This is a genomic window from Halomonas sp. hl-4, from assembly GCF_900215475.1.
Taxonomy (GTDB): Bacteria; Pseudomonadota; Gammaproteobacteria; order Pseudomonadales; family Halomonadaceae; genus Vreelandella.
The window spans coordinates 598,581-623,620 of sequence record NZ_LT907845.1; the positions used below are offsets into that span (position 1 = coordinate 598,581).

At 54.6% G+C, this 25,040-nt stretch carries 24 protein-coding genes; 18 read left to right on the forward strand and 6 right to left on the reverse strand.

Annotated features, from left to right (window positions below; translation table 11 throughout):
- Nucleotides 1-35 precede the first annotated feature (35 nt).
- The 3 genes from ectA to CPH17_RS03015 all read left to right on the forward strand — a co-directional run bounded on the left by ectA (nt 36) and on the right by CPH17_RS03015 (nt 2,422).
- On the forward strand, nt 36-614 hold the full coding sequence (gene ectA, locus CPH17_RS03005) for a diaminobutyrate acetyltransferase (RefSeq protein ID WP_074396386.1): 579 nt from the start codon (nt 36-38) through the stop codon (nt 612-614).
- Between the two features lie 72 nt (nt 615-686).
- Nucleotides 687-1,955, forward strand: a complete 1,269-nt coding sequence (gene ectB, locus CPH17_RS03010; protein WP_074396385.1) for a diaminobutyrate--2-oxoglutarate transaminase — start codon at nt 687-689, stop codon at nt 1,953-1,955.
- A 74-nt stretch (nt 1,956-2,029) separates the two neighbouring features.
- Nucleotides 2,030-2,422, forward strand: a complete 393-nt coding sequence (locus CPH17_RS03015) for an ectoine synthase (protein WP_074396384.1) — start codon at nt 2,030-2,032, stop codon at nt 2,420-2,422.
- Between the two features lie 88 nt (nt 2,423-2,510).
- Here the strand turns inward: CPH17_RS03015 and CPH17_RS03020 are convergent, their stop codons facing one another.
- On the reverse strand, nt 2,511-3,056 hold the full coding sequence (locus CPH17_RS03020; RefSeq protein WP_082934229.1) for a DUF3833 domain-containing protein: 546 nt from the start codon (nt 3,054-3,056) through the stop codon (nt 2,511-2,513).
- A 212-nt stretch (nt 3,057-3,268) separates the two neighbouring features.
- On the opposite strand from CPH17_RS03020, the gene CPH17_RS03025 reads away from it, so the two are divergent.
- The 6 genes from CPH17_RS03025 (at nt 3,269) to yidD (ending at nt 7,967) form a co-directional block, all read left to right on the forward strand.
- The gene (locus CPH17_RS03025) at nt 3,269-4,108 is read left to right on the forward strand and encodes an ATP-dependent zinc protease family protein (protein WP_074396383.1); all 840 of its coding nucleotides are present in this window, start codon (nt 3,269-3,271) and stop codon (nt 4,106-4,108) included.
- A 36-nt stretch (nt 4,109-4,144) separates the two neighbouring features.
- The gene (locus tag CPH17_RS03030) at nt 4,145-5,668 is read left to right on the forward strand and encodes an inactive transglutaminase family protein (protein ID WP_074396382.1); all 1,524 of its coding nucleotides are present in this window, start codon (nt 4,145-4,147) and stop codon (nt 5,666-5,668) included.
- The gene (locus tag CPH17_RS03035) at nt 5,665-6,663 is read left to right on the forward strand and encodes an alpha-L-glutamate ligase-like protein (protein WP_074396381.1); all 999 of its coding nucleotides are present in this window, start codon (nt 5,665-5,667) and stop codon (nt 6,661-6,663) included. Before CPH17_RS03030 ends, CPH17_RS03035 begins: the two co-directional genes overlap by 4 nt.
- A 70-nt stretch (nt 6,664-6,733) precedes the next feature.
- Complete coding sequence (locus CPH17_RS03040) at nt 6,734-7,183, forward strand: transcriptional repressor (RefSeq protein ID WP_074396380.1); 450 nt, start codon at nt 6,734-6,736, stop codon at nt 7,181-7,183.
- Nucleotides 7,184-7,185: 2 nt separating this feature from the next.
- Nucleotides 7,186-7,644 carry a phosphoribosyl-AMP cyclohydrolase gene (gene hisI / locus CPH17_RS03045; protein WP_074396379.1) on the forward strand — a complete coding sequence of 153 codons (459 nt, stop codon included), beginning with the start codon at nt 7,186-7,188 and terminating at the stop codon, nt 7,642-7,644.
- The gene (yidD, locus tag CPH17_RS03050) at nt 7,641-7,967 is read left to right on the forward strand and encodes a membrane protein insertion efficiency factor YidD (protein ID WP_074396378.1); all 327 of its coding nucleotides are present in this window, start codon (nt 7,641-7,643) and stop codon (nt 7,965-7,967) included. Before hisI ends, yidD begins: the two co-directional genes overlap by 4 nt.
- Here the strand turns inward: yidD and CPH17_RS03055 are convergent.
- Together CPH17_RS03055 and CPH17_RS03060 are read right to left on the reverse strand one after the other, a co-directional pair.
- Nucleotides 7,964-8,383, reverse strand: a complete 420-nt coding sequence (locus CPH17_RS03055) for a SufE family protein (protein WP_074396377.1) — start codon at nt 8,381-8,383, stop codon at nt 7,964-7,966. The genes yidD and CPH17_RS03055 overlap by 4 nt on opposite strands.
- Before the next feature lie 39 nt (nt 8,384-8,422).
- Nucleotides 8,423-9,583 (reverse strand): tyrosine-type recombinase/integrase, encoded by a 1,161-nt coding sequence (locus CPH17_RS03060; RefSeq protein ID WP_096298243.1) that lies wholly within the window; start codon nt 9,581-9,583, stop codon nt 8,423-8,425.
- 265 nt (nt 9,584-9,848) lie between these two features.
- Here CPH17_RS03060 and CPH17_RS03065 point away from each other — a divergent pair, with 265 nt between their 5' ends.
- Nucleotides 9,849-10,895: a DNA-binding protein gene (locus CPH17_RS03065; protein WP_074396375.1), complete on the forward strand. Its 1,047-nt coding sequence runs from the start codon at nt 9,849-9,851 to the stop codon at nt 10,893-10,895.
- 56 nt (nt 10,896-10,951) lie between these two features.
- Here CPH17_RS03065 and nfuA read toward each other — a convergent pair whose 3' ends face one another.
- Entirely contained in the window at nt 10,952-11,575 is a 624-nt protein-coding gene (gene nfuA, locus CPH17_RS03070) for a Fe-S biogenesis protein NfuA (protein WP_074396374.1), read from the reverse strand.
- A gap of 273 nt (nt 11,576-11,848) precedes the next feature.
- On the opposite strand from nfuA, the gene metH reads away from it, so the two are divergent.
- The 4 genes from metH to CPH17_RS03090 all read left to right on the forward strand — a co-directional run bounded on the left by metH (nt 11,849) and on the right by CPH17_RS03090 (nt 19,195).
- Complete coding sequence (metH, locus tag CPH17_RS03075) at nt 11,849-15,544, forward strand: methionine synthase (protein WP_096298245.1); 3,696 nt, start codon at nt 11,849-11,851, stop codon at nt 15,542-15,544.
- A 2-nt stretch (nt 15,545-15,546) separates the two neighbouring features.
- Nucleotides 15,547-16,872 carry an MATE family efflux transporter gene (locus CPH17_RS03080; protein WP_074396372.1) on the forward strand — a complete coding sequence of 442 codons (1,326 nt, stop codon included), beginning with the start codon at nt 15,547-15,549 and terminating at the stop codon, nt 16,870-16,872.
- Between the two features lie 135 nt (nt 16,873-17,007).
- On the forward strand, nt 17,008-18,663 hold the full coding sequence (locus tag CPH17_RS03085; protein ID WP_074396371.1) for a nitrite/sulfite reductase: 1,656 nt from the start codon (nt 17,008-17,010) through the stop codon (nt 18,661-18,663).
- Nucleotides 18,653-19,195: a DUF934 domain-containing protein gene (locus tag CPH17_RS03090; protein ID WP_074396370.1), complete on the forward strand. Its 543-nt coding sequence runs from the start codon at nt 18,653-18,655 to the stop codon at nt 19,193-19,195. The genes CPH17_RS03085 and CPH17_RS03090 overlap by 11 nt, the downstream gene beginning before the upstream one ends.
- Nucleotides 19,196-19,270: 75 nt before the next feature.
- Here CPH17_RS03090 and smrA read toward each other — a convergent pair whose 3' ends face one another.
- Complete coding sequence (gene smrA, locus CPH17_RS03095; RefSeq protein WP_074396369.1) at nt 19,271-19,864, reverse strand: DNA endonuclease SmrA; 594 nt, start codon at nt 19,862-19,864, stop codon at nt 19,271-19,273.
- Between the two features lie 132 nt (nt 19,865-19,996).
- Between smrA and CPH17_RS03100 the strand changes: the two genes are divergently transcribed.
- Genes CPH17_RS03100 through pdxH form a run of 4 tightly spaced genes read left to right on the forward strand, consistent with a single transcriptional unit; the run spans nt 19,997 to nt 22,200 of the window.
- The gene (locus tag CPH17_RS03100) at nt 19,997-20,467 is read left to right on the forward strand and encodes a gamma-glutamylcyclotransferase family protein (RefSeq protein WP_074396368.1); all 471 of its coding nucleotides are present in this window, start codon (nt 19,997-19,999) and stop codon (nt 20,465-20,467) included.
- Between the two features lie 24 nt (nt 20,468-20,491).
- Nucleotides 20,492-21,112 carry an NAD(P)H:quinone oxidoreductase gene (gene wrbA, locus CPH17_RS03105; protein ID WP_074396367.1) on the forward strand — a complete coding sequence of 207 codons (621 nt, stop codon included), beginning with the start codon at nt 20,492-20,494 and terminating at the stop codon, nt 21,110-21,112.
- Entirely contained in the window at nt 21,109-21,504 is a 396-nt protein-coding gene (locus CPH17_RS03110; RefSeq protein WP_074396366.1) for a DUF2069 domain-containing protein, read from the forward strand. Before wrbA ends, CPH17_RS03110 begins: the two co-directional genes overlap by 4 nt.
- Nucleotides 21,505-21,555: 51 nt before the next feature.
- Nucleotides 21,556-22,200, forward strand: a complete 645-nt coding sequence (gene pdxH, locus CPH17_RS03115; RefSeq protein ID WP_074396365.1) for a pyridoxamine 5'-phosphate oxidase — start codon at nt 21,556-21,558, stop codon at nt 22,198-22,200.
- A gap of 72 nt (nt 22,201-22,272) precedes the next feature.
- On the opposite strand, the gene CPH17_RS03120 is transcribed toward pdxH, so the two are convergent.
- Nucleotides 22,273-25,020 (reverse strand): bifunctional acetate--CoA ligase family protein/GNAT family N-acetyltransferase, encoded by a 2,748-nt coding sequence (locus tag CPH17_RS03120; RefSeq protein WP_074396364.1) that lies wholly within the window; start codon nt 25,018-25,020, stop codon nt 22,273-22,275.
- Nucleotides 25,021-25,040 lie beyond the last annotated feature (20 nt).

Consider the following 25,040-nt stretch of genomic DNA (forward strand, 5'->3'; position numbering starts at 1 on the left):
AATTGCGTTCAAATTCGCAACAGCGAAGCATAACCATGAGCACCCCAACACCGCCGTTTACCCCTTCAGCTGATCTTGCTCGGCCTACTGTTGCTGATGCTGTTGTTGGTCATGCGGACACCCCACTATATATTCGCAAACCCAATGCCGAAGACGGCTGGGGCGTTTATGAGCTGATAAAAGCGTGCCCTCCGCTCGATGTAAATTCTGCCTACGCTTACCTCTTGTTAGCCACTCAGTTTCGCGACACCTGTGCCGTTGCCACCAATGAAGAGGGTGAAGTCGTGGGCTTCGTTTCTGGCTACGTCAAAGATAACGCGCCGGATACGTATTTTTTATGGCAAGTGGCCGTGGGCGAGAAGGCCAGGGGTACCGGTTTGGCACGCCGCTTGGTAGAAGCCATCATGTCACGCCCCGAGTTAGCCGATGTGCATCATCTTGAGACGACTATCACGCCGGACAACCTAGCTTCTTGGGGGTTGTTTAAGCGGCTGGCAGGGCGCTGGCAAGCCCCCTTGAACAGCCGTGAATACTTTTCAACCGAGCAGCTCGGAGGAGAGCACGATCCGGAAAACCTAGTGCGTATTGGTCCGTTCAATACCCACAATATCTAACCGGTTTTCCTGCTCGCGTCATCTTCTATTTCCTCCCGCTTGGCAAATTGATCATTAAAAAGGAGGTCGCCAATGCAGACCCAGACACTCGAACGCATGGAATCCAATGTACGTACCTATTCACGTTCTTTCCCGGTCGTGTTTACCAAAGCGCAAAATGCCCGGTTGACCGATGAAAATGGCCGCGAATATATTGATTTCCTTGCCGGTGCGGGCACCCTGAACTACGGCCACAATAACCCTCACCTCAAGCAAGCCATGATTGATTACCTGGCGACAGACGGCGTGGTACACGGTCTGGATATGTGGACCGATGCCAAACGAGATTACTTAGAAACGCTCGAAAACGTCATTCTCAAACCGCGCGGATTGAACTATAAAGTCCATCTTCCTGGCCCGACAGGTACTAACGCGGTAGAGGCGGCCATCCGCTTGGCGCGTGTTGCCAAGGGGCGCCATAATATTGTGACCTTCACTAATGGTTTCCACGGCGTCACCATGGGGGCTCTGGCTACCACCGGTAACCGTAAATTCCGTGAAGCAACCGGCGGCATTCCGACCCAGGGCGCAAGCTTCCTACCTTTCGATGGTTACATGGGCGAGCATGCGGACACCCTCGATTATTTTGAGAAATTGCTGAAAGACAAGTCGGGTGGCTTGGATGTTCCTGCAGGCGTCATTGTCGAAACAGTACAAGGCGAGGGCGGTATTAACGTAGCCGGACTCGAGTGGCTGAAGCGCTTGGCTGATATCTGTAAAGCCCACGATATCCTGTTAATCGTCGATGATATCCAGGCTGGCTGCGGACGTACAGGTAAGTTCTTTAGTTTCGAGCACGCAGGCATCAATCCCGACATGGTCACCAATTCCAAATCCTTGTCTGGGTTCGGCATGCCTTTTGCGCATGTTCTGATGAAACCTGAGTTGGATAAATGGAAGCCGGGGCAGTATAACGGCACCTTCCGCGGCTTTAATCTGGCCATGGTCACCGCCACCGCGGCATTCAAAAAATATTGGACAAATGACACCTTTGAGCGTGACGTACAACGTAAAGCGCGCATTGTAGAAGAGCGCTTCCAGTCGTTAGCCGCCTTGCTCACCGAAAACGGCATTCCAGCCACTGAGCGCGGCCGTGGCCTGATGCGTGGTATTGACGTCGTATCAGGCGATATCGCGGACAAGATTACTGGTATGGCGTTTGAGCACGGGTTGATTATTGAGACCAGTGGCCAAGACGGTGAAGTAGTGAAATGCCTATGCCCGCTCACCATTAGTGATGAAGACTTGCTGGAAGGGCTGGATATCTTAGAAAAATGTGTCAAAGCTGTCGCTAGCGAGTAACAACGCTGCCAATATCCCGCTAAGATATAAAATATGCGGCCCCGCTCGGGCCGCCTTTAAATTGGAGCACAAATATGATCGTTCGCAATATTGACGAAGCACGCAAAACAGATCGTCTAGTAACAGCCGAGAGCGGAAACTGGGACAGCACGCGCTTGGTATTGGCGAATGACGGTGGCAACTTTTCATTCCATATCACCCGCATCTTTGAAGGCACCGAGACACATATTCATTACAAGCATCACTATGAGTCCGTGTACTGCATCGAGGGTGAGGGCGAAGTAGAAACGCTAGCCGATGGTAAAATTTGGCCCATCAAGCCTGGTGATATCTACATTCTTGACCAGCATGACGAACACTTGTTGCGTGCTCATAAAACCATGCACTTAGCGTGTGTATTCACACCGCCTATCACCGGCAATGAAGTACACCGTGAAGATGGCTCGTATGCACCGGCTGACGATTGAAGCCAGGCGCTAAAATTTAGTCCGATGTAGTATCCAAACAGCCTGCTGAATTAGCAGGTTGTTTTACGATAAGCTAAAAGCGTGCTTGCTACTGACTCTGGGACGCCTGCTCAAATACCAGCGTAATTTCACCCAGGGTTACACCGAACTTTTTCATCTCCGTACGGTTGATTAAGCGTCCATCGGGTTGAAGATACATCCAGTCATTCATAGTGAAATTGAACGTTCTGTCGCCGATATCCACATCTAATGGGTAGTTCATGTGAAATGCATGCCCATATTGGCGAGCCTCCACAGGACCCTCAACGTCGTTGGCTGTGCCTACCCAGCGATGTTCATCGACACGCTCGAAGCGCCATACACGCCGATCCGTTTCACCATCGGCAAACTCGAAGTCTTCATCCAGAATTAGCGTGTCGTCTTCAACACGGCCATCAATGGTGACGGTAAACCGACGCTGAACTTCACCACTATAATCCTGCACCATACCCCAAGCGCGGGTGGTGCCGGTAAAGTAGTCTGCTATATCCAGGCGTGGCTCAGTGCCAGCATAATCTTCAACGTCGACGCTTGAGCATCCTGCAAGCAAAAGGAATAAAAGGGGAGCTGCCATCGCTAGAATGCGGATTTTCATTGTGCATTTCCTATATAGTCCGTATTGTTCGTACAAATATTGGTTAGTTTAGCCTGGCAGCAACGCCTGAAGTCAATTGTTTTCTTCCGGTTCGCATAATATATATTATGTTAAATAATATAGATTGTGCGGGAAAACAGCATGCGGTGTTGGACAACGGGTCTTACTACTCCTTATCATTCATCCTCTTATTGTTTAAGGATGTAGCTCTTATGCGCCCAGGTGTTGTATGGCTGATGGTAGGTATGGCTTTTTTGGCGACTGGTTGTGCGGTGCCAAAGCCTGTTGCCAATAAGCCCCCTCCTCTTGATGAGGATGCTTTCAACCTTCGCATGGATGAACTACAGAGCAATGTATCCCAGCAGTGCAGCAACGCTGCCTCCCTCCAGCAGCGCCAACTGGACCAGCAACACGTATTTACCGCCGATGTACGAGAAGTCGGCAGCCTGCTTCGCTTGCTGCGTGATGATGTCCAACAGTTGGGCGCCCGCAATGAAGAGCCTGTGATTATCCGTGAGGAATGCCAAGCAGAAGACAGCTTATTAGATGGTAAAACTCTGCTGGGTCGTAATGAATGGGTAGGTTTGCCCGGCATCGGTACCTATCTGCAGGCCCGCGTCGACTCTGGCGCGAATACCTCATCACTGTCTGCCAAGGATATCACCCCTTTTGAGCGCGATGGCGAAGACTGGGTGCGCTTTAAATTAGCGCTTAATGATGACGATGTGGTCGTTGAAAAACTGCGCGATGAATGGATTGAGGCACCCGTTGAGCGTCGTGTACGCATTGTGCAAGCTTCGGGTGACGACTCGCGCCCCGTTATTTCCTTGCTCTTAAACCTAGGGCCATTGAGGGAAAACGTGGAATTTACCCTGAATGATCGTAGTCACCTAGAGTACCCGATCCTACTTGGGCGTCGTTTTTTATTGGATATTGCCGTTATCGATGTGGCAGAAACCTACCGTTTTGATCGGCCAGAGTTTCCCGGTGGAGAGCCTTCAGATCAGGCGGCTGACGATGAAGCAGCCGATTCAGACGATAACGAAGAATAACGACAGCCTCTGCTGTCACTATTGAAAGGAATCTTGATGTCACGGCTACCGTTTTATTTCATCGTCGGCTTGCTGCTCATTGCAGGTATCGCGATGAGTGTTCACCGCCACATTCAGTTTGAGATCCCTTGGGTACCGGACGAACAGCGCCAGGTTTGGGAAATTGAAGCGGTTATTTCTTTTGACGCCCAGGATGGTCCCGTAGAGGTTGATTTCGCGCTGCCAACACAACAGTCAGGGTATCGTGTATTAACCGAGAACACAGCTTCTTCCGGCTATGGACTCGCCTATCAATCCGATGAGACCGGGCGCAGTGCCGAGTGGACTATTCGCGAAGCCGATGGAGAACAGCAACTTTATTATTCAGTGCAAATGCTGGTCTCACCTGATGCCCAGGCGCCCGTACAAATCGCACCGGAGCTGCCGCCAGCGGTGGAGTGGGAATCGCCTTTCGATTCCGCCGCCGAGCAACTTATTGAGGAAGCCTGGGAGCGCAGTGCCAATAATGCCACCTTTGCTCGTGAGCTGATTCGTGACATCAACGGCGAACGTCAGGATGAGAACGCCCGGTTACTGCTTGGTGAGGTCGATCCGGCGCCGCTGATTATCCGGCTATTGAACCAGGCAGAGGTAAAAGCACGCGCGGTGAGTGGCTTGCTCTTAGAAGATGGTCGCCGTCGGCAAACCCTAACCAGTTGGATCCAGGTATTCGATGAAGATGAAGAAACCTGGTCGCTCTTTCATCCAGTAACTGGCGAGCAAGGCAAACCCGACAATTTATTGTTGTGGGAAACGACCGGCGAGGCTGTGCTTGAAGTCCAGGGAGGCAGCAACTCCAACGTTAGTTTTTCAATGATGACTCACCACCAGCCCGCTTCGGCGGCGGTGCGTAATCTTAACTCTAATGACACACTGCTCAACTTCTCGATTCATAGCTTGCCGCTTGAAGAACAGGCGCTGTTTCAAACCATTTTGTTAATCCCCATTGGGGCTCTGGTGGTGGTGTTTCTGCGCGTGTTGGTCGGCATTAAAACCTCAGGCACTTTTATGCCGGTATTAATCGCCCTCGCCTTCATTCAAACCAGCCTTACCACCGGTCTGATTGGTTTTTTACTGGTGGTCGCGGTTGGGTTGATTATCCGTAACTATTTGTCTTATTTGAATTTATTGTTGGTTGCTAGGGTCTCGGCGGTGATCATTACCGTCATTGCCATTATCTCGGTGTTTTCGGTGTTGGCGTATCGAATGGGCCTCAACGCGGGGCTGACCATTACATTCTTCCCGATGATCATTCTCGCCTGGACGATTGAGCGGATGTCGATTTTGTGGGAAGAGGAAGGCCCCAAGCAGGTCTTGATACAGGGAGGTGGTAGCTTATTAACCGCAGTGATTGCATTTTTAGCGATGAACAACCCTTGGGTACGCCACATCACGTTTAATTTCCTGGGCGTCCAGTTCATATTAATGGCGCTGATTCTGCTGCTGGGTAATTACACCGGCTACCGGCTGTTAGAACTGCGTCGCTTTAAGCCTATTACCGAAGAAGATAAACCCTTATGAGTTGGCTGAGTAATTGGACATGGCCAACGAAGCTGCGCGATAAAGGCATCATCGGCATGAACCGGCGCAATATCCGGTACATCGGGCGCTACAATCACCGACGCCTATACCCGCTGGTTGACGACAAGCTTAAAACCAAGCTGCTCGCGCAGCGCTACGGCATTACCACGCCAGCGTTAATTGGCACGGTAACAACACAGTTTGGCGTCAAGCACATTAGTCCGATGCTGGCGGGCCACCATGGGTTTGTGATTAAGCCGGCCAAGGGGAGCGGTGGCAAAGGTATTTTGGTCATAGAAAGCGTCGAGGATGGCGACTTCATCAAACCCAGCGGCGCGCGCCTCTCAATTACCGATATTGAACGCCATGTTTCCAACATTCTATCGGGTCTTTACTCGCTAGGCGGTTCACCCGATGTGGCCGTTGTGGAAACGTTGATCAATTTTGATGAAAGCCTGATGGAATATACCTACGAAGGCGTGCCTGACATTCGTGTTATCGTTTTTAAAGGGTACCCTGTTATGGCCATGATGCGGCTGTCAACGGCCGCTTCGGATGGTAAGGCTAACCTTCACCAAGGGGCTGTCGGTGTAGGGCTTAATATGGCTACGGGGGCTGCCCTTCGAGGTGTTCAGTTTGATCGGCCTTGTTTTGCTCACCCGGATACCGGGCACGATCTGGCAAGTCTAGTGGTCCCACAGTGGAAAACGTTGCTGAACTTGGCAGCCGGCTGTTTTGAGATGACCGGATTAGGCTACTTGGGAACCGACATGGTGCTTGATCGTCAGCATGGCCCTATGCTTCTGGAGCTCAATGCTCGCCCTGGGCTAGCTATTCAAATGACCAATGGTGAGGGGCTTCGTCGTCGGCTGGATCTTATCGAGCGGCAGCCAGAGGGCGTATCCGTTGAGAAACGGGTGGCGTTTGCGCAGCATCATTTTGCTCGCACAAGCGAGTTGGTTGAGCCCCCTGACACACCTGATGTAAGCGCGTAAACTTATACTTATCACGTAAACAACTATTTCCACTGCACGAACTGTGCTCACAGTGGCCAACGAGACGTTTATGACACACGCCAATGCGCTATTGCAGCAGGCAGAATCCCAATGCCACACGCGTGGCGTGCGCTTTACGCCTATTCGGCGCCGAGTGCTGGAGCTTATTGCTCGCCATGGTGGTGGTTTAAAAGCCTACGACCTACTCGATAAACTCTCGACGGAACACGCAGCAGCTCGCCCGCCGACAGTCTACCGTGCTTTGGAGTTTCTCATTGAGCAGGGGCTTGTTCACCGTATTGAATCGCAAAATGCCTATGTTGCCTGCGCGTGCCCGGAACACGCCCATGGGTTTCAACTGTTGATTTGTCGGCAGTGCGGCTATGTGGATGAGCTACATTTGGATGAAATTAGCGATCAACTGGCCGCTCTTGCTCAGCGTAAGGGCTTCAATGTAGAGCGTCAAACCATTGAATTATCAGGGTTATGCCAGCAATGCCAAGCCAATGATGAGTCGTAAACATGTCCTCAGAAAACCCTCTATTCAAAGACCTTGAATCAGCGTCACCTGCTGATGCCCTCCCCTCATTAACGACGTTGCTGGATGCCGCTGCGTTTAATGCCGACGGTTTGATACCTGCCATCGCCCAGCAGCACGATACCGGTGAGGTATTGATGATGGCCTGGATGAACCGTGAAGCGCTGGAAGAAACGCTACAAACCCAGCGGGTATGCTATTACTCGCGCTCGCGGGGCAAACTATGGCGTAAAGGCGAGTCTTCCGGCCAGCAGCAGCATCTGAAAGCCGCTGCGATCGATTGTGATGGGGACACGCTACTGCTCCAGGTCGAGCAAACGGGACCTGCCTGCCATACGGGGCGGCGCAGCTGCTTTTATCTGTCACTGTCGAATGAACGCGTGGCGGTCAATAGCGAGCCCCTTATTGATCCCGCCGAGCTCTATGCCAAGTCATCGTCATGAAGGCTTGGCGCACCCTGGTTAATGCCGTTCGCTGGCTGGTCGGTCAGTGTCTCGTCGTCATGGTGCGCATCTACCAATATACGTTAAGCCCCCTACTCGGCCCGCGCTGTCGCTTTTGGCCAAGCTGTTCGTCCTATGCCATTGAAGCCATTCAGGTGCACGGGCCGTTCAAAGGCAGTTGGATGGCCATGAAGCGTATTTTGAAATGCCACCCGGGCAGCAAAGGCGGTATGGATCCCGTTCCCGGTGGGCGTAGTGAAGCCTTGTGCCGGGAAGACGAGGATCCCTGTCATGCCGATTGCCACCACCCCAAGCGCGACTAAGCGGTCTGCCGGGCAACCTGGTAAATGCGCTCCAGCATCGAATGCAAACCGTTGCTGCGCGTCGGCGACAGGTGTTTGTCCAGGCCCAGGTCCGTCATGAAATGCGGCTCCGTATTACGCACTTCGGCAGCGGTTCTTTCGCTGTAAATGCGTAGCAGCACGGCAATCAATCCCGATACAATCGCTGCATCAGAGGTGGCCTTGAAGATCAGTTTGTCACCCTGCGCTTCATGGTGCATCCACACATTCGACTGACAGCCCTGTATTTTACGATCTTCGGTTTTCCACTCGTCTGGGAAAGGGGGTAGCTGTTTGCCCATATCAATAATGTATTGATAACGGTCCATCCAGTTATCAAACATATCGAACTCTTCGATCAGTTCCTGTTGGGCTAGCTCGGCACCGGACGTGCTCATGGTGAATCCTTTGGCGTTGGGGTCACAAAATAGGGTCCATTATAACGTCTCAATGTTGTCTTGGGGGCTTCGCGGCATAATCTGATGGCGCTGTTGCTCATGGTGCCACTCGATGGCTTCGTTATGTAGGTAGCGCGCCGTGGTATCAAGTCGCGAGTGGCGTGCACTGTCGGCTAGGTGCCGCAAGCTGATGCCTGCCTGGGCCTGATGGGTGATAGAGGTGTGTCGTAGCCAGTGCGGGGTGGCTTTGCGCAGTGCAGCGATATGCGCCGAATTACCATCGGCCGCTTGTAGCGTGTCGGCCGCTTCTTTGAAGGTGTCACGGATCAGCCGATACAGCTGGTTATGGCCCACGCTGCGCTGTTTATCCAGTGCGCGAATAACCGGCGCGTCATCGTGGTGAGTCGGCAACCCCGTCAGCCCCAGTGCGAGACGCCACTCGATTAAGCAATTCTGCATGTCGGCGGGCAGCGGAATACGCGCCACCTTATTTCCTTTGCCAACCACAGACCACCACCAGCGGCCTTCACTTTGCTGGAAATCGCCCATTCGTGCATCCGCCATCTCGCTCAACCTGGGGGCTAACAGGTAAGCAAATCCAAAGATAAAACGACGCCTAGCGCTTTCATAAATAGCACGTTCGCCCTGCCCCGCCACCGGCTGATTTAACCATTGCCACAGCCATTCCCAAAGTTCGCGTTCTAGGTAGCGTTCAATACGTGGCGTTTGATTGTTTAGCCGCCGTGACTTATCGCGCATTAAGCGAAACGGGTTATGCCGCACCCACCCCGCTTCAACCAGCCAACTGAAGAGTCCTTGCAAGATAATCAGGCTTTGCCGACGGCTGGCCGCTGACAAGCCGCCTCGAAACGGCCGCCATTGGGGGTGGTGACGCGGTTTGGTGGGCCCAACCCACTGAGCGCTTGGCTGAGGGTCAGCAAGGAACGCCTCAAAGTGGCGCAGTACGTCGCGGTTTACTTGGTCGAGCGTCAACCTCTGGGTCGTCAGCCATAGCAGCAAGCGTTCGGCTTCCCGGCGGTAGCATTTCCAGGTCTGCGGACTTTCCTGATATTCAGCAAGCCAAGCCGATAACGCCTCCACGTCCGTGTTCGCGGTAATTTGCGGCAACACCGGCGAACCACGAAGGCTCTCCAACGGCGCTATCGGGTTGGCGGTGGCTGTATTGTCCCACGTTTCCATTGACGTCTTTTCTCCTCTCGTACCCTACGCTCTTCCTTCTTCCTTCTTCCTTCTTCCTTCTTCCTTCTTCGCCTTATTCGAGTCTGTTGCTGGCTGGTGCACCAAGTCTGGCTTTTATGCTCTAAAAACTCAAGATAATACGGGTAATCTTGAATTTATGTTTTTTAAGATAAATAAATTACATTTTACGTATTACGTAATATTGCGTTATATAAACAAGAGCAGGACAATCATGGTTATTAAAACCTCATAAAAGGAGCAAGAAATGGCGCGCAGCGGTATTCAATATGTAGATGTACAGCAAGCCATCGACACCTTGCTTTCTCGAGGTGACACGCCAAGCGTTCAGCGCATTCGTGAAGTGCTGGGTACGGGCAGCTTTACCACTATCAGCGAACATTTCCGCCAGTGGCGCCTTGAGCGGGAACATAACCGCGACGTACCACCACCCAAGGGCGTGCCCGAGTCGGTGGTCAGCGTCGCCAGTGAACTATGGAAAGAAGCTATGGAAGCGGCGCACGATGCGTTACGCCACTATCGTGAGGAAGCCGATCGCCAAGTAGAGGTCGCCCGATTGGAGGCCAGCGACGCCGACCAGCGGGCCGCCAATGCGGAGCAGCGTGAAAGCGCCCTGGCGGAGCACCTGCGACATACAGAAACGCGCGTCGAGGCGCTCAGTCGAGATCTGGCCGCAAGCCAGGCTGATGAGGCGCAGTGGCGCACCCAAGCTGGCGAGGCGCGTGACGAGCTAGCCAAGTGGCAATCAGCCCATGAACGCCTCCAGCAGCAACTGGCTGAGCGTCAGGCAGAGCATGCTGATCAACTGAGTCGCGAGCAGGCCGAATGGCAGGCGCGTTTGTGCCAGGAAGAACAACGCCACGAAGCCGCCGAAGATCGCCTGATGGGCCTGCTGGACAGCGCTCGGCAAGAACGTGCACAGGAAGAAACCGCCTACCAGCAACGACTGAAGCAGGCAGACGAACGCAATCAGGCGCTGTCGAGAGAGATCAAGGCGCTGGAAAGGTCACTCCACCAGCATCAGTTGGAGGCAAATGTCCAGCAACAAGCTCAGCAACAGCTTGAAGTTACGCTTTCGTCCCTGCAGCAACGCTATGATGAGGTGGCTAAAAGACTCGATAGCGCAGAAACAGCACTAGCTGCAGAAGCTCAGCAGCATGAGTCTCGCGAAAAGGCTTGGCAGGAACAACTTTGGTCACGGATGGATGCCATGCAACGGCAACTAACTGACCTGCCGACGTCGATGGCTCGCGATCAGGCTGATGAGGGCATAGAGGAAGGTAAACGTGACTAGCATACAAAAGTGCCCAGCATCTGCTGGGCACTATAAAGCGGGCGGAACGCCATGGCTTACCGGTAGTAAGCGTTGGTCGTATCCGAATGGTCGGTCACATCGCGAATGCCGCCAAGTTCGGGAATACGCTCCATTAGCGTTTTCTCGACGCCGTCCTTGAGCGTCAGGTCAACGGCCGCACAACCCTGGCAGCCGCCGCCGAAGGCCAGTACCGCCATATTTTGCTCGGTCAGCTCAACCAGCTTGACTTCGCCGCCATGAGAGGCCAAACCAGGATTGATTTCGCTGTATAGAACATAGTTGACGCGGTCTTCCAAGGGGCTATCTGCATTGACCTTGGGCATCTTGGCGTTAGGCGCCTTGATGGTCAGTTGGCCACCCATGCGGTCGGCATTGAAGTCGACGACGGCTTCCTCAAGAAATGCCAGGCTGTTTTTATCGAGAAAAACATTAATTTTCTCAAGTTCCAGCTTTACGTCGGTAGGCTCTTCTTCTCCCGGGCGACAGTATGCTAAGCATGTCTCGGCGTAGGGCGTGCCCGGTTGGGTGATGAAAATGCGCACGGCGATACCTTCAACGTTTTGCTTTTCCAGCAATTCCGCCAAGTAATCCTGCGCACTGTTTGTAATATCAATACCTTGGGTATCGACGTTGGTTTCTGCTTCTGCTGTCGTGGTCATGAGGGGTGTTTTCCTCCCGTGGCAGTGGCGGCGCCACTTCACATGTCATTTTGTGTCTATGGTAAGCAAAACAGCGCGCCGACACAATCCCGACTGTTTTACTAGGCTATTTATGATACCCACTTTATGTATGCCTATGGCATTCATAAACAATACATTGCTGCCCCGCATGACACCCTTTGTTATCATAGTGCGCCGCTGACCCATTTAAACGGCGACTGCCGACGATAAGAGAACCTCTTTTGACTGCGACGCTGGAGACTTTCCCCTGCCATGGCTGCTAGTGATTTGATTGCCACCTTAACCCAACGCCTGAATCAACGTATCCATATTCTGGATGGCGGTATGGGGACCATGTTGCAGAATGCCGAACTGAGCGAGGAGGAATTTCGTGGCCAACGTTTCAGTGACTGGCCGTCGGACCTGAAAGGCAACAATGATTTGTTGGCACTGACCTGCCCGGACGTGGTGACCCGCATTCACCGCGATTACCTTGAGGCCGGTGCCGATATTATCGAAACCAATACCTTTAATAGTACGCGCCTGTCCCAGGCCGACTACGGTATGGAAGCTATTGTACCGGAACTGAACCGCGAGTCTGCCAGGTTGGCCAGGGAAGTATGTGACGCCGTTGCCGACGAAACCGGTGTGCCGCGTTACGTGGCTGGTGTGCTGGGCCCTACATCGCGCACCGCCTCATTATCGCCGGACGTTAACGATCCAGCCAAACGCAATGTGACGTTTGATGAGCTGCGTGAAAACTACCTTGAAGCGGCTCAGGCACTCATCGACGGCGGCGCCGATCTTATTATGATCGAGACCATCTTCGATACACTTAACGCCAAAGCCGCCATCTACGCCCTTGAGGAACTGTTTGAGTCCCTTGGCCATCGGCTACCGGTGATGATTTCAGGCACCATCACTGATGCCTCCGGGCGGACGTTATCGGGGCAAACGACAGAAGCCTTCTGGAACTCCATTCGCCATGCCGAGCCGCTTTCCGTGGGCCTTAACTGCGCGCTAGGGGCCGAAGAACTGCGCCAGTATGTCGAAGAACTTTCCACCAAGGCGGATACCTTTGTATCTGCTCACCCCAATGCGGGCCTGCCCAACGAATTTGGCGAATACGACCAAACGCCCGAGGAAATGGCAACCATTGTCGGTGAGTTTGCGCAAAGCGGCCTGGTGAACATTATTGGCGGCTGTTGCGGGTCCACACCGGAACATATCCGCGCCATTGCGGAAGCCGTACATGGCTTGCCGCCCCGCGAAGTGCCTGAGCGTTCACGCGCCTGCCGTTTGTCGGGGCTGGAACCGTTTAACATCGAAGCCGATTCGCTGTTTGTCAACGTCGGCGAACGCACCAATGTGACCGGTTCGGCGCGTTTTAAGCGGTTGATCGTGGAGGAAGATTTCACCACCGCCCTGGAAGTCGCGCTCGAGCAGGTGGAAAACGGCGCCCAGGTTATCGATATCAATATGGATGAGGGCATGCTGGAGTCTCAGGAAGCCATGGTGCGCTTTCTGAACCTGATTGCCGGCGAGCCCGACATCGCCCGCGTGCCGATCATGATCGACTCTTCCAAATGGGAGATCATCGAAGCCGGACTTCAGTGCGTTCAAGGCAAGGCCGTGGTTAACTCCATTTCTCTCAAGGAAGGCGAAGCCGCCTTCCGCGAACAGGCCACCAAATGCCGCCGCTATGGGGCCGCCATTGTGGTCATGGCGTTTGATGAGGAAGGCCAAGCCGATACCTTTGCCCGCAAGACGGAGATCTGTAAGCGCGCCTACCGCCTGCTGGTAGATGAAATCGGCTTCCCGGCAGAAGATATTATTTTCGACCCCAATATTTTCGCCATTGCCACGGGTATTGAAGAGCACAATAACTACGCTGTCGACTTTATCGAAGCGTCTCAATGGATCCGCGAACACCTGCCTCACGCGATGCTTTCCGGGGGTGTGTCCAACGTATCATTCTCGTTCCGGGGCAATAACCCGGTTCGCGAAGCCATTCACTCGGTCTTTCTGTATCACGCCATACGCGCGGGCCTTACCATGGGCATCGTCAACGCGGGCCAGCTCGCCGTTTACGACGACCTGCCTGCCGAACTGCGCGAAGCGGTTGAAGACGTGGTGCTCAACCGGCGCAGTGACGGCACCGAGCGCCTGCTGGATATTGCCGATAAATATAAAGGTGATGGCAGCGGTGCAGCGAAAAAAGAGGATTTAGAGTGGCGCAGCTGGCCGGTTAACAAGCGTATCGAACATGCCCTTGTCAAAGGGATTACGGCGCACATCGAAGACGATACCGAGCTGGCACGGGCAGAAGCGGCGCGCCCCATTGAGGTCATTGAAGGGCCGCTGATGGACGGCATGAACGTAGTCGGCGACCTGTTTGGCGCGGGTAAAATGTTCCTGCCCCAGGTGGTCAAATCCGCACGTGTCATGAAACAGGCCGTTGCTTACCTGATCCCCTATATCGAAGCGGAAAAGAGCGAAGATACCCAGGCCAAGGGCAAGATTGTCATGGCCACGGTTAAGGGCGACGTGCACGATATCGGCAAAAATATTGTCGGCGTGGTGCTTCAGTGTAACAACTACGAGGTTATCGACCTGGGCGTGATGGTGCCCGCCGAAAAAATCCTCCAGGCCGCCAAGGATCACAACGCCGACATCATTGGGCTGTCCGGCCTGATCACGCCGTCCCTGGATGAAATGGTTCACGTGGCCAAGGAAATGAAGCGTCGCGGCATGGACCTGCCGCTTTTGATTGGCGGTGCAACGACCTCGAAAGCGCATACGGCGGTCAAAATCGAGCCCCAATACGACCACCCGGTGATTTACGTCACCGATGCCTCCCGGGCTGTTGGCGTAGCGAGCCGATTGCTTACTCCGACCCTGAAAACGCCCTACATCGCGGAGATACGTGAAGAGTACGAAAAGGTTCGCGAACGCAACGCCAAGCGACGCCCAAAAGCTGCCGACCTTGACTACACCCAGGCGCGCAAGCGGCGTTTCCGTACTGATTGGGCCAGCTATACGCCAGCAAAGCCCCACCAACTTGGGCTGCAAACCTTTAACGACTATCCGCTAGACGAACTGGTCGAGCGCATCGACTGGACGCCCTTCTTCATGAGTTGGCAGTTGGCGGGCAAATACCCCAAGATCCTTGATGACAAGGTGGTTGGCGAGGCGGCCCGCAATCTGTTTGAAGATGCCAAAGTAATGCTGCGCAAGCTGCTTGACGAAAAACGCGTCCAGGCGCGGGGCGTGATTGGTTTATGGCCAGCGAATACCGTCGACGACGACGTCATCGAGGTGTACGCCGATGAATCCCGCACCGAGGTCGTTGAACGACTCCACCATATCCGTCAGCAGACCACCAAAGGGCGTGACGGCATTTGCTATAGTCTGGCCGATTTCATCGCTCCCAAAGACAGCGGAAACGCCGATTGGATTGGCGGCTTTGCGGTCACCACCGGACACGGCGTCGATGCGCTTGCCAAAGAATACGAAGCGGCGGGCGACGACTATAACGCCATCATGGTTCAGGCGCTGACAGACCGTTTGGCGGAAGCTTTTGCCGAGCGTATGCACGAACGTGTGCGCAAGGAATTCTGGGGCTATGTACCCCAGGAGTCGCTTGATAATGACGCCTTGATTGCCGAAAAATACCAGGGTATCCGCCCTGCCCCCGGCTATCCCGCCTGCCCTGATCACACCGAGAAGGCAACGCTGTTCAGGATGCTTAACGCTACCGAAAATACAGGCCTCGCACTGACCGAAAACTTTGCCATGTGGCCAGCCGCTGCCGTATCAGGGTGGTATTTCTCGCATCCCCAATCCAAATATTTTTCAACCGGTAAGATTACTCAGGATCAGGTCAGGGTATTGGCTGATCGCAAGCAAATGCCGCTTGAGGAAATGGAACGCTGGCTGTCACCGGTGCTGTCTTACGACCCCAGTTAGTCGTGTCGTATGTCGCACGCCGCCACGGCAAAGTGGTTCGTCTGGCTTGGCCGATCATGCTGGGCATGCTTTCCCAGAGCATGCTCAATCTGGTCGATGCCGCCCTGGTGGGTCGTTTAGGCGAAACCGCCCTGGCGGGCGTTGGGCTCGGCGGTTACGCCATGTTCATGATGACGGCGCTGGTGTTTGGCCTGTCCTCAAGCGTTCAATCCCAAACTGCTCATCGCCTGGGCGCGGGTCATTCAGGCCTATCTCAGCCACTTTATGCGGGTCTGTTAGTAGGCCTGGTGATCGGCACTGTGTTGGCGTTACTGGCATGGTGGCTAGCGCCGACCTTCATGCAATGGATGTCACCTACCACAGAAGTGCAAAGCGTGGCCGTCGACTATTTTCGCTGGCGCGTGGTGTCACTGGCGGCGATTGCGCTCACCCTTTGTTTTCGTGGGTACTGGAATGGCCGTCAGTACACTCGCCTATATTTGCGTATTATTGTGGTTGTGCACCTGCTTAACGTGGCCCTTAGTGCGGGATTGATTTTTGGCCTTGGTGGACTGCCCGAATTGGGGGCCCGCGGTGCAGGCGTGGCCACAACGCTTTCGCTATGTGTAGGGCTTGTGCTGTGGATAGGCGTCACCGCACGTCAAGGTGATATTACGCAGTGGCGCAAAGTGTTACCTGACGAACAAGTATTGCGAACCACCGCCCGGCTGGCGTTGCCCCACTCGGCCCAGCAGCTTTGGTTTGCCGCAGGCTATGCCGTGCTTTTCTGGCTATTGAGTCAGCTCGGCACGGCAAGCGTTGCCGTCGGGCACGTATTGATCAACCTATCACTATTACTCATACTCCCCGGCGTTGGCGTAGGTGTCGCCGCTATGAGTCTGGTGGGTGAAGCTCTTGGCCGAGACGCCGAGTGGGAAGCGCACCGCTGGGGACTGGACGCGCTGTGGGTGGCGGGGCTATTGCTGGTAATCCTGGCGCTACCCATGTTGTGGATGCCGGACAAAGTCCTTGGCGTGTTTTTTGACGCCCCCGCTTTAATAACGCTCGGTACGCTCCCACTTCAACTGACTGGCTTGATGGTGGTGATAGATGTGGCCGCGCTGGTATTGGCGCAAGCGCTTATGGGTGCTGGCGCTCAGCGAACCGTGATGCTGTTGACGCTGGGCATGCAGTGGCTGCTTTTTTTACCGCTAGCTTGGTGGGCTGGGCTGGAACTTGGCTATGGACTACTGGGGATTTGGCTAATGCAGCTTATTTATCGCATCATTAACTCAGCCGCTTTTTTCTGGATATGGCAACGCCGCCAATGGGCGTCGTCGCTAGCGTAATACTGTTTCAAATACCATTTTGAGATAAAAAGATAATTATATATTCTTTTGTAGAATATGACGCCCGCGTTATGGTGGCGACACTGATTCGTCCCGTTTCAACGTGACAACTTCGCTTTAGCAGGACCGTGCCCCATGTACCGTTATGATATTCATGACCAAACGCTGGTAGATGAGCGTGTCGCTCAGTTCCGCGATCAGATGGATCGCTACCGCGCCGGGCGTTTGGGAGAGGAAGAATTTCGTCCACTGCGTTTGCAGAATGGGCTCTATATCCAACGACATGCGCCGATGCTGCGCATCGCGATTCCATACGGCATGTTGGCTGGCCATCAATTGCGTGCGTTGGGCGACATTACTCGCCGCTACGACCGCGGCTACGGCCACTTCACCACGCGCCAAAACCTGCAGCTCAACTGGCCTGCGTTGGAAGATGTGCCGGACATTCTGGCGGATCTGGCGAAAGTCCAGATGCACGCGATCCAGACCAGCGGCAACTGCATTCGCAATACCACCAGCGACCAGTTTGCGGGTATTGCCAATGATGAAGTGGAAGATCCGCGCCCTTGGTGCGAACTGATTCGTCAATGGTCGACGCTACACCCTGAATTTGCCTATTTGCCACGCAAGTTCAAAATCGCCGTCAGCGGTGCTTCCCAGGACCGCGCAGCCATCCAGGTTCACGATATCGGTCTGCGGCTGTGGTACAACGAGGCTGGCGAACTGCGTGTTAGAGTCCTCGCCGGCGGTGGTCTTGGTCGCACGCCGATGATTGGCGATGTGGTGCGCGACGACCTGCCCTGGCAGCACCTGCTGACCTACCTGGAAGCGTGCGTGCGGGTCTACAACCAGTTCGGGCGTCGCGACAACAAGTTCAAGGCGCGGATCAAGATTCTGGTCAAGGCACTGGGCATCGAAGAGTACCGTCGCCGCGTCGAGGAAGAATGGGCGCATCTGAAAGACGGCCCTCAGACACTCAATGCTGCCGCCGTCGAGGCAGCGAAGAGCCACTTCCCCGAGCCGGAACGTCGCGCGGTAGATAAAACCGCGGTGGCCGATTATGAGCGCCTTCGCCAGGAAAACCGTGGCTTTGCACGCTTCGTGACCAATAACGTGACCGACCACAAGGTATACGGCTATAAAGCCGTCACGCTGTCTCTCAAACGCCGCGAGCATGCTCCCGGCGACGTGACGGCTGACCAAATGGACGCCATCGCCGACCTTGCCGACCGCTACAGCTTCGGTGAAGTCCGCGTTACCCATGAGCAGAACCTGGTGCTTTCTGACGTCCCGGTGGATGAGATGGAAGCGCTCTGGCAGGAGCTTGATGCGCTGGGCATGGCCAACCCGACGGTGGGCACGCTCAACGATATCATCTGCTGCCCTGGCGGCGACTACTGCAGCCTGGCCAATGCCGTCTCGATCCCCATCGCACAGGCATTGCAGGAGCGCTTTGAAGACCTCGATTTTCTTTACGACCTGGGCCCGCTGGATCTGAATATCTCCGGGTGCATGAATGCCTGCGGTCACCACCATGTGGGCCATATCGGCATCCTCGGCGTTGATAAAAAGGGGGAGGAGTACTACCAGGTATCCATTGGCGGCAACTCGACGGATGACGCCTCGTTGGGCAAGATTCTTGGCCCTTCCTTCTTCCGTGAAGACGTTCCCGGTGTCGTCGAAAAAGTATTGGAGGTCTACGTCGCGCAGCGCCATGAAGATGAGCGCTTCCTGGATACCTATCGTCGCATTGGACTGAAACCCTTTAAGGAGCGTGTGTATGCCGCCTAAAGATAACCAGGCCGACGCGGTTGAACTGGCGCCGGTTCATGCCGATCACTTGATCGCCGATGGCGAACTGGCGGCGGAAAACGCCTGGTGCGTGTCCTACGATACGGAGGCACTCCCCGAGCATCGCCCTGCCTTCGTACCGGTTGCACTGTGGAAAGCCAACCAGGAAGACACCGAGCTGGCACCACTGCTGCCAAGCGATTGCGAGCTGACCGCTGCCCTGGCCGAAGAGATCGGTTCGGCCCCGGCAATTGCGATTGACTTTCCGGCGTTTACCGACGGGCGTGGATATACGCTTGCCCGGCTGTTGCGCGAGCGCTTCGGCTATCAGGGTGAAGTGCGTGCAGTGGGCGATGTACTGGTCGATCAACTGGAGTACATGCGCCGCTGTGGCTTTACCGCCATGGCGTTGCGTGATGACCAGCATCCCGAGGATGCCCTGCGGGCGCTGAGTTTTTTCAGCGTGCGTTACCAGACAGATGTAGAAGAACGCCAGGCACTGTTTGAAAAACGCTTAAACGCTGACCAATAGATAGCGTGTCAGCGGTCAAGCGGTATAAAAGGGGCAGCCGCACGGCTGCCCCTTTGCGTTGTTGCTGACACATCACTAACCACGCCGTTTCTGCTGCCGTTCACGGTTATTGGCTTTCGCTCGGTCGCTTTTGCGCAACATTACCCAAGTGGCGCCTAGCCCGCCGTCAGAGGGCTGAGCGGAGATGTAGGCCTGCACTTCGTCAAACTGGATAAGCCACTTGGCAATATAGGAGCGCAGTACATTGGCCGGGCTGTCGATTTCCCGCCCTCGCCCATGAACAATTAATACCGAACGTAGGTCGTGAGCGTAAGCATCCTGGATAAAGGGAAACACCAGTCCTCTGCATTCGGCCAGCGGCCGCCTAATCAAGTGAAGCTGTGCCTGAACCGGGTAGCCGCCGTGCTTGAGTTTATCGACGACGCCCTGCTGAATCCCTTCACGGCGGAACACAATGGGGTCAAAAGGCGGTATCAGGTCGACAAAGTCATCGGACAGAAAATTATGCCGCTCATCAATTTCCGCTTCGGCACATTCGCGTCTTGCCAGCTGTGCTTCAGAAGGTCGCTTACGCGCAGTGGCCGTATTTGCCCGATTTTTTTGTGGAAGCGGCTTAACATCGCCTACAAACGCTCGAAAATCCATCTCATCATGAAGTGGCTGATTCATGGCAGGCTCTCCGATAGGCTGTGGCTCTCATCCTATCAAACCCATATCGATTGCTTAAGCGTCTTGTTACGCTTGTCTTCCACGCAGAGGCACGCCACTCTAATGCGTTTGCTAGCCGCATAAGGGGACACCATGGCTTGGGTCAAACGCCTGCTCGCGTTGTGTGCAATACTGGTGCTGGGCCTTGCAGGATGGCTTTGGCTGACCATGCTTAGCCCTTGGTTCTATGAGCGGCCTGACGATCTTGCGGATGTTGAGCAGCGTACACACTACGTATTTGTATATGGCACCTTGCGTTATGCCCCCGTCCGATGGGTTGTAATGGGCGACTCAGGACACCCCGAAGAAGCCACGCTTGAGGGCTATCAACGTAATGGCCTGGATTTATCGCCCAAACCTGATAGCCATGTTCATGGTTTACGCTTGCGCGTTACCGCTGATCAGCTAGCACGCCTTGATCGCTACGAACGATTGGGTATTCGCTATGAACGGAAAGAAAAGCAACTGGCCGACGGCAAACGCGCCTGGGTCTATCAACGCCTATCCAATGCTCAAAGCCTGTTTTCGCCATTACCCGCTGCCCGCATCGCTCTGGTACCCTAAGGGAATACCTAGTTTGGAGTTATTATGTCCGCATTGCCCTATGTCTTAATACTTTATTACTCGCGTTCAGGTGCGACTGCCACAATGGCGCAGCAGATCGCCGCTGGGGTAGAGCAAGTGGCCGGTATTGAGGCGCGTTTGCGTACCGTGCCGCCGGTATCTCCCACCTGCGAGGCGACAACGCCCGAGATTCCCGAGGAGGGTGCGATTTATGCCGAGCTTGACGATCTACGTCACTGTAGCGGCTTGGCACTCGGTAGCCCCACGCGCTTTGGCAATATGGCGTCACCGCTTAAATATTTTCTCGATACTACCAGCAGCCTTTGGATCAATGGCGCCTTGATCGATAAACCGGCTACCGCTTTTACCTCAAGTTCGAGCCTGCATGGCGGGCAGGAAAGCACGCTATTGACCATGTTGGTCCCCTTGCTCCATCACGGCATGGTATATGCTGGCGTGCCTTACAGCGCCACAGAGTTACTGGCGACCCAGACAGGTGGAACTCCGTATGGCACAAGCCATCTAGCAGGCCCGCGCAGCGACCGCTCGGTAGATGAGCACGAGCGTACTCTTTGCGTAGCGCAGGGCAAACGATTAGCCAAACTAGCCCTGGCGATGCACGCGATGCGCGAGGACGTGCGATGAGACAATGGCTAGAGGGCATCGAGCAACAGCATGGTATCGATCGACTGACGTCACTTTCACGGCAATGGGTGCTGATAAGCTTTAGCCTGCTATTACTAATGATGCTGTTTCGCGGTTTTATGGTCCAGGGAGACGCGTTTAACTGGCGACCTATGATTGCCTTTGTACTGCCGCTGGTGCTGTTTTTGCCTTCTATCATTGGTCGACGTCCGCGAGGACACGCATGGCTCGCTTTTGTAAGCCTACTGTATTTTAGCCAGGGGGTGATGGTGGCGACGCTGCCAACACAAACGCTACGTGGGGTCGTTGAGGCTCTTTTATCGCTTGCCCTGTTCAGCGGTTGCATGGCTTACGCACGTTTTCGTAGCCGCCAAGTACGCGCGCAGGGATAAAAATCCTCTTATTATTCACTACAACGACATTTTTTGATGGAGAGCATAGCAATGGCACGCGACATAGCGGATATCAGGCGTGATTATGAAGGTGGTCGACTCGATGAAGCGCATGCCCCCGACGATCCCCTGGTGTTGTTTGATGAATGGTTCACCCTGGCGATTGAGCAGGAAGGAAGAGACAGCAACGCCATGACGCTCGCTAGTGTTGACAGCCAAGGGAGGCCCCACGCGCGCGTCGTTTTACTAAAAGGGTTCGACCAACGCGGCATGGTATTTTTCACCAACTACCACAGCCACAAAGGCAGCGAACTCAGTAATGTGCCCTACGCTGCCCTTACCTTCTGGTGGCCATCGATCTCCCGTCAGGTGCGAATTGAAGGGGCCGTTGAACAGGTGGCGGCGGAAGAGTCCGACGAATACTTTGCTAGCCGTCCACGTGGTAGCCAGTTAGGCGCCTGGATTGCGACCCAAAGCGTCGTCATACCCGACCGCAACTGGATTGAAGAGCGCCAAAAACGCTTCGAACAAGCATATGAAGGGCAAACTATTCCTCGCCCCATTCACTGGGGTGGCTATCGCGTTAACCCTGATATGATCGAGTTTTGGCAGGGGCAACCCAGCCGCTTACATGATCGTATTCGCTATGAGCGGCGTGATGGTGGCGAGTGGAGCTATTTTCGCATGGCTCCCTAGGGGGCATTCCCAGAGCTGTGGCTGGCCCAAGGTGGTGGGCTAGCCATGAACTTAATCGAGCTTGGCGTCCCTCTAGTCCGGCAGGCTTTCAAGCCGGTGACGCTGCCATTCACTTTCAGGCTCGTTGAGCCGCATGGTGGCATCGATCACCTGCTCTTCCATGTTGTAACGACAAGTAAAGCCTAAGTGCTTCATCAATGCCCGCATGGGGTGATTATCCGGCATGATCTTACCCACCATTTCCAGTGTGCCAATGTGAGTGCAGTAATCGATCATTTTCTTCATTAACAAACTGCCAATTCCCAGCCCTTGCAGGTCGTCGCGAATGATGACCGAAAATTCTGTGCGGATGTTATCCGGATCATTCCAGACGCGCACCACCCCGAGCATTTCTTTACTGCCATCATCACGCTGATGTTCGGCAATGAACGCCATTTGTCGGTCGTAATTGATATGCGACAACACCGAGAGGTCGCGCTGGGTTAAGTTTGATTTGTTATGAAAGTAGCGAAAACGAATGCTTTCTTCCGACAGTTGCCGGTGAAAGTTAGTGATCAACGGCGCGTCTTCGGCACGAATGGGCCGCACCTCGACCTGCCAGCCGTTTTTCAGCGTCACCCATTCTCGCAGCTCTTCAGGGTAAGGCATGATCGCGAAACGGGCTGGAGGCCCGAGATCCATGGCAAAATCCACGGCTAGCATGCCGTCGCGGTTGAGCAACAGCGGGTTCAGCTCAAGTCCGCGCAGCTCGCCCAAATCCGAGGCCATTTGCGACAGCTTCACCAGCAGTTGGCATAAGTGCTGGGTATCCCGATCGGGGTCTGATGAGTGTTCGCGTATCAAGGACGCGGCGTGGGTTCGATTGACCACATCCGCTGCCAAGCTCATGTTGAGTGGTGGTAACGCGACTTGCCGGTCGGCGAGGACATTGACTTTATAGCCACCGATGCCGAATACAATCAGCGGGCCAAATACCGGGTCCCGGGTAATACCCGCGCACACCTGCATGGAATGTTTGCCGCGTTGCATGGGCTGCAAACAGTATTCATGAATCGCATACTCAGGCAGTTTTTCATTGACCTTTTCGCCTAATCTACGTACGCCATCCGCCACCTGCTCGGGCGTTTCAAGATCCTGCAGCAGTCCTGCCGATATTTTATGCGGGTGCTTGCGATAACGATAAGGTCGGCAATTTCCCTCATGAACGACCTTCAATGCTTTTGGTCCTTCAATTTGAGCGGCAACCTCAAGCGCCTGCTCCGCACTGGTTATGTAATAGCTAGTCGCCGCGGGTATGCCATACGCTTCAAGCACCTGCGCGGTTTCAGAGTGGCTTAACGTCTGGCGCCCTTGTGCTTTGGCCTCGCTGATTAACGTTCGACACTGGGCGCGAATCTCGGCGCTGGTAGAAAACGGCAGGCTGGGAGGCGTTTCCTGAAGCAACTGCTGAACTCGCTGATAGTCCACCATGTGCATAAAGGCTTTCACCGCCTTTTCGGGCGAAATATAAGTAGGAATGCCCGCCAGATTGCATTCGTGGCGGGCGTTCAATGCTTCTTTCAGGCCCATCCAACTGGTCAACAGGTTACGACGAAACGCTTTACGATTAGCAATCAATGCCTGTGCAGTCACCAGCGAGGGCGCGAGCCGTGTTGGCGCATGCACCACGAGCACTGCGTCCACATTGGCATCAGCGGCCACAATGCGCAGCGCTTCGACAAACCGTTCGGGTGTGGCATTGCCGCCTAAATCGACGGGGTTCTCCCCGGGTTTGCTGACATCTACCTGACTTTGATGCAATGCCTGCTGTGTTTCTTCGCTAAACTCAGCGAGCTTGCCCCCGGCACTCACCAGTTTATCGATGGCGAGCATGGCAGGGCCCAATCCGTTGGATACCACCGCCAAACGGTCGCCACGAAGCGGCTTCATGCGCGAAAGCGTTTCCAAGGCGTCTAGTAGCTCGTCGGAGTCGTTTACGCGCACCACGCCCGCGCGAGAAAAAGCCGCGTCAAACACCACGTCGCGATTGGCAATACCTGGTGTCGGTGCCATGCCGGAAATATCCGAAGCAAAGGTTCGGCCGCTTTTGATTGCCAGCACTAGTCGGTTGCGGGAGGCATCACGCACCGCCGTCATGAAATGCTGTGCATCGGATATTCGTTCAAGGTGGAGCAATATTGCCTGCGCTGGCGAGAATTGATTTACGTAATCGATTAGATCCGGCAGCAGCACATCAACGCTGTCACCCACGGTAATCAGGTGTGAAAACCCCACATCGCGCCCTGCGGCCCAATCAATCATGGCGTTGGCCAGCATGCCCGACTGGCCTAGGTAGGCCACACGGCCTGCCTTGACGGGTTGGCTGGCATACGACGCGTTAAGTTTTTTGGCCGGCACGATAAGGCCCATGCATTCAGGGCCTAGAACGCGGATGCCTGATTCCCGGGCGGCACTCAGCATGCGCTCGCGAATCGACCCTTTATTGCCCTTGTCGCGGTCCAGATAAGCGCCGCCGGACAGCACCAATGCCGCTTTTACGCCAAACTTGCCTAATTGATGGATTAATTTGGGCACGCCTTCAATGGGTGAGCAGATAACGGCGAGGTCGGGCACCTCAGGCAAGTCTTCAATGCGCTTGACACAGGGGTCGCCGAAGACCTGATCATAACCTTTCAGGTTCACCGCCCAACGCTGCCCCTTGAACCCGCCTTCATGGATATTGCGAAGGACCAAGCCCCCAAGCGAGGCCGGGTTCTCTGACGCGCCGATGACGGCAAGCGTGCGGGGTTCAAAAAAATGGTGCAAGAAACGTGTACTCACGTTTGCCTCTCCTGAAGCGG

What these genes read in the sequence shown, in the direction of transcription:
- ectA (WP_074396386.1), top strand. Translation starts at nt 36, where the DNA reads ATGAGCACCCCAACACCGCCGTTTACCCCTTCAGCTGATCTTGCTCGG.
- ectB (WP_074396385.1), top strand. Translation starts at nt 687, where the DNA reads ATGCAGACCCAGACACTCGAACGCATGGAATCCAATGTACGTACCTAT.
- CPH17_RS03015 (WP_074396384.1), top strand. Translation starts at nt 2,030, where the DNA reads ATGATCGTTCGCAATATTGACGAAGCACGCAAAACAGATCGTCTAGTA.
- CPH17_RS03020 (WP_082934229.1), bottom strand. Translation starts at nt 3,056, where the DNA reads ATGAAAATCCGCATTCTAGCGATGGCAGCTCCCCTTTTATTCCTTTTG.
- CPH17_RS03025 (WP_074396383.1), top strand. Translation starts at nt 3,269, where the DNA reads ATGCGCCCAGGTGTTGTATGGCTGATGGTAGGTATGGCTTTTTTGGCG.
- CPH17_RS03030 (WP_074396382.1), top strand. Translation starts at nt 4,145, where the DNA reads ATGTCACGGCTACCGTTTTATTTCATCGTCGGCTTGCTGCTCATTGCA.
- CPH17_RS03035 (WP_074396381.1), top strand. Translation starts at nt 5,665, where the DNA reads ATGAGTTGGCTGAGTAATTGGACATGGCCAACGAAGCTGCGCGATAAA.
- CPH17_RS03040 (WP_074396380.1), top strand. Translation starts at nt 6,734, where the DNA reads ATGACACACGCCAATGCGCTATTGCAGCAGGCAGAATCCCAATGCCAC.
- hisI (WP_074396379.1), top strand. Translation starts at nt 7,186, where the DNA reads ATGTCCTCAGAAAACCCTCTATTCAAAGACCTTGAATCAGCGTCACCT.
- yidD (WP_074396378.1), top strand. Translation starts at nt 7,641, where the DNA reads ATGAAGGCTTGGCGCACCCTGGTTAATGCCGTTCGCTGGCTGGTCGGT.
- CPH17_RS03055 (WP_074396377.1), bottom strand. Translation starts at nt 8,383, where the DNA reads ATGAGCACGTCCGGTGCCGAGCTAGCCCAACAGGAACTGATCGAAGAG.
- CPH17_RS03060 (WP_096298243.1), bottom strand. Translation starts at nt 9,583, where the DNA reads ATGGAAACGTGGGACAATACAGCCACCGCCAACCCGATAGCGCCGTTG.
- CPH17_RS03065 (WP_074396375.1), top strand. Translation starts at nt 9,849, where the DNA reads ATGGCGCGCAGCGGTATTCAATATGTAGATGTACAGCAAGCCATCGAC.
- nfuA (WP_074396374.1), bottom strand. Translation starts at nt 11,575, where the DNA reads ATGACCACGACAGCAGAAGCAGAAACCAACGTCGATACCCAAGGTATT.
- metH (WP_096298245.1), top strand. Translation starts at nt 11,849, where the DNA reads ATGGCTGCTAGTGATTTGATTGCCACCTTAACCCAACGCCTGAATCAA.
- CPH17_RS03085 (WP_074396371.1), top strand. Translation starts at nt 17,008, where the DNA reads ATGTACCGTTATGATATTCATGACCAAACGCTGGTAGATGAGCGTGTC.
- CPH17_RS03090 (WP_074396370.1), top strand. Translation starts at nt 18,653, where the DNA reads ATGCCGCCTAAAGATAACCAGGCCGACGCGGTTGAACTGGCGCCGGTT.
- smrA (WP_074396369.1), bottom strand. Translation starts at nt 19,864, where the DNA reads ATGAATCAGCCACTTCATGATGAGATGGATTTTCGAGCGTTTGTAGGC.
- CPH17_RS03100 (WP_074396368.1), top strand. Translation starts at nt 19,997, where the DNA reads ATGGCTTGGGTCAAACGCCTGCTCGCGTTGTGTGCAATACTGGTGCTG.
- wrbA (WP_074396367.1), top strand. Translation starts at nt 20,492, where the DNA reads ATGTCCGCATTGCCCTATGTCTTAATACTTTATTACTCGCGTTCAGGT.
- CPH17_RS03110 (WP_074396366.1), top strand. Translation starts at nt 21,109, where the DNA reads ATGAGACAATGGCTAGAGGGCATCGAGCAACAGCATGGTATCGATCGA.
- pdxH (WP_074396365.1), top strand. Translation starts at nt 21,556, where the DNA reads ATGGCACGCGACATAGCGGATATCAGGCGTGATTATGAAGGTGGTCGA.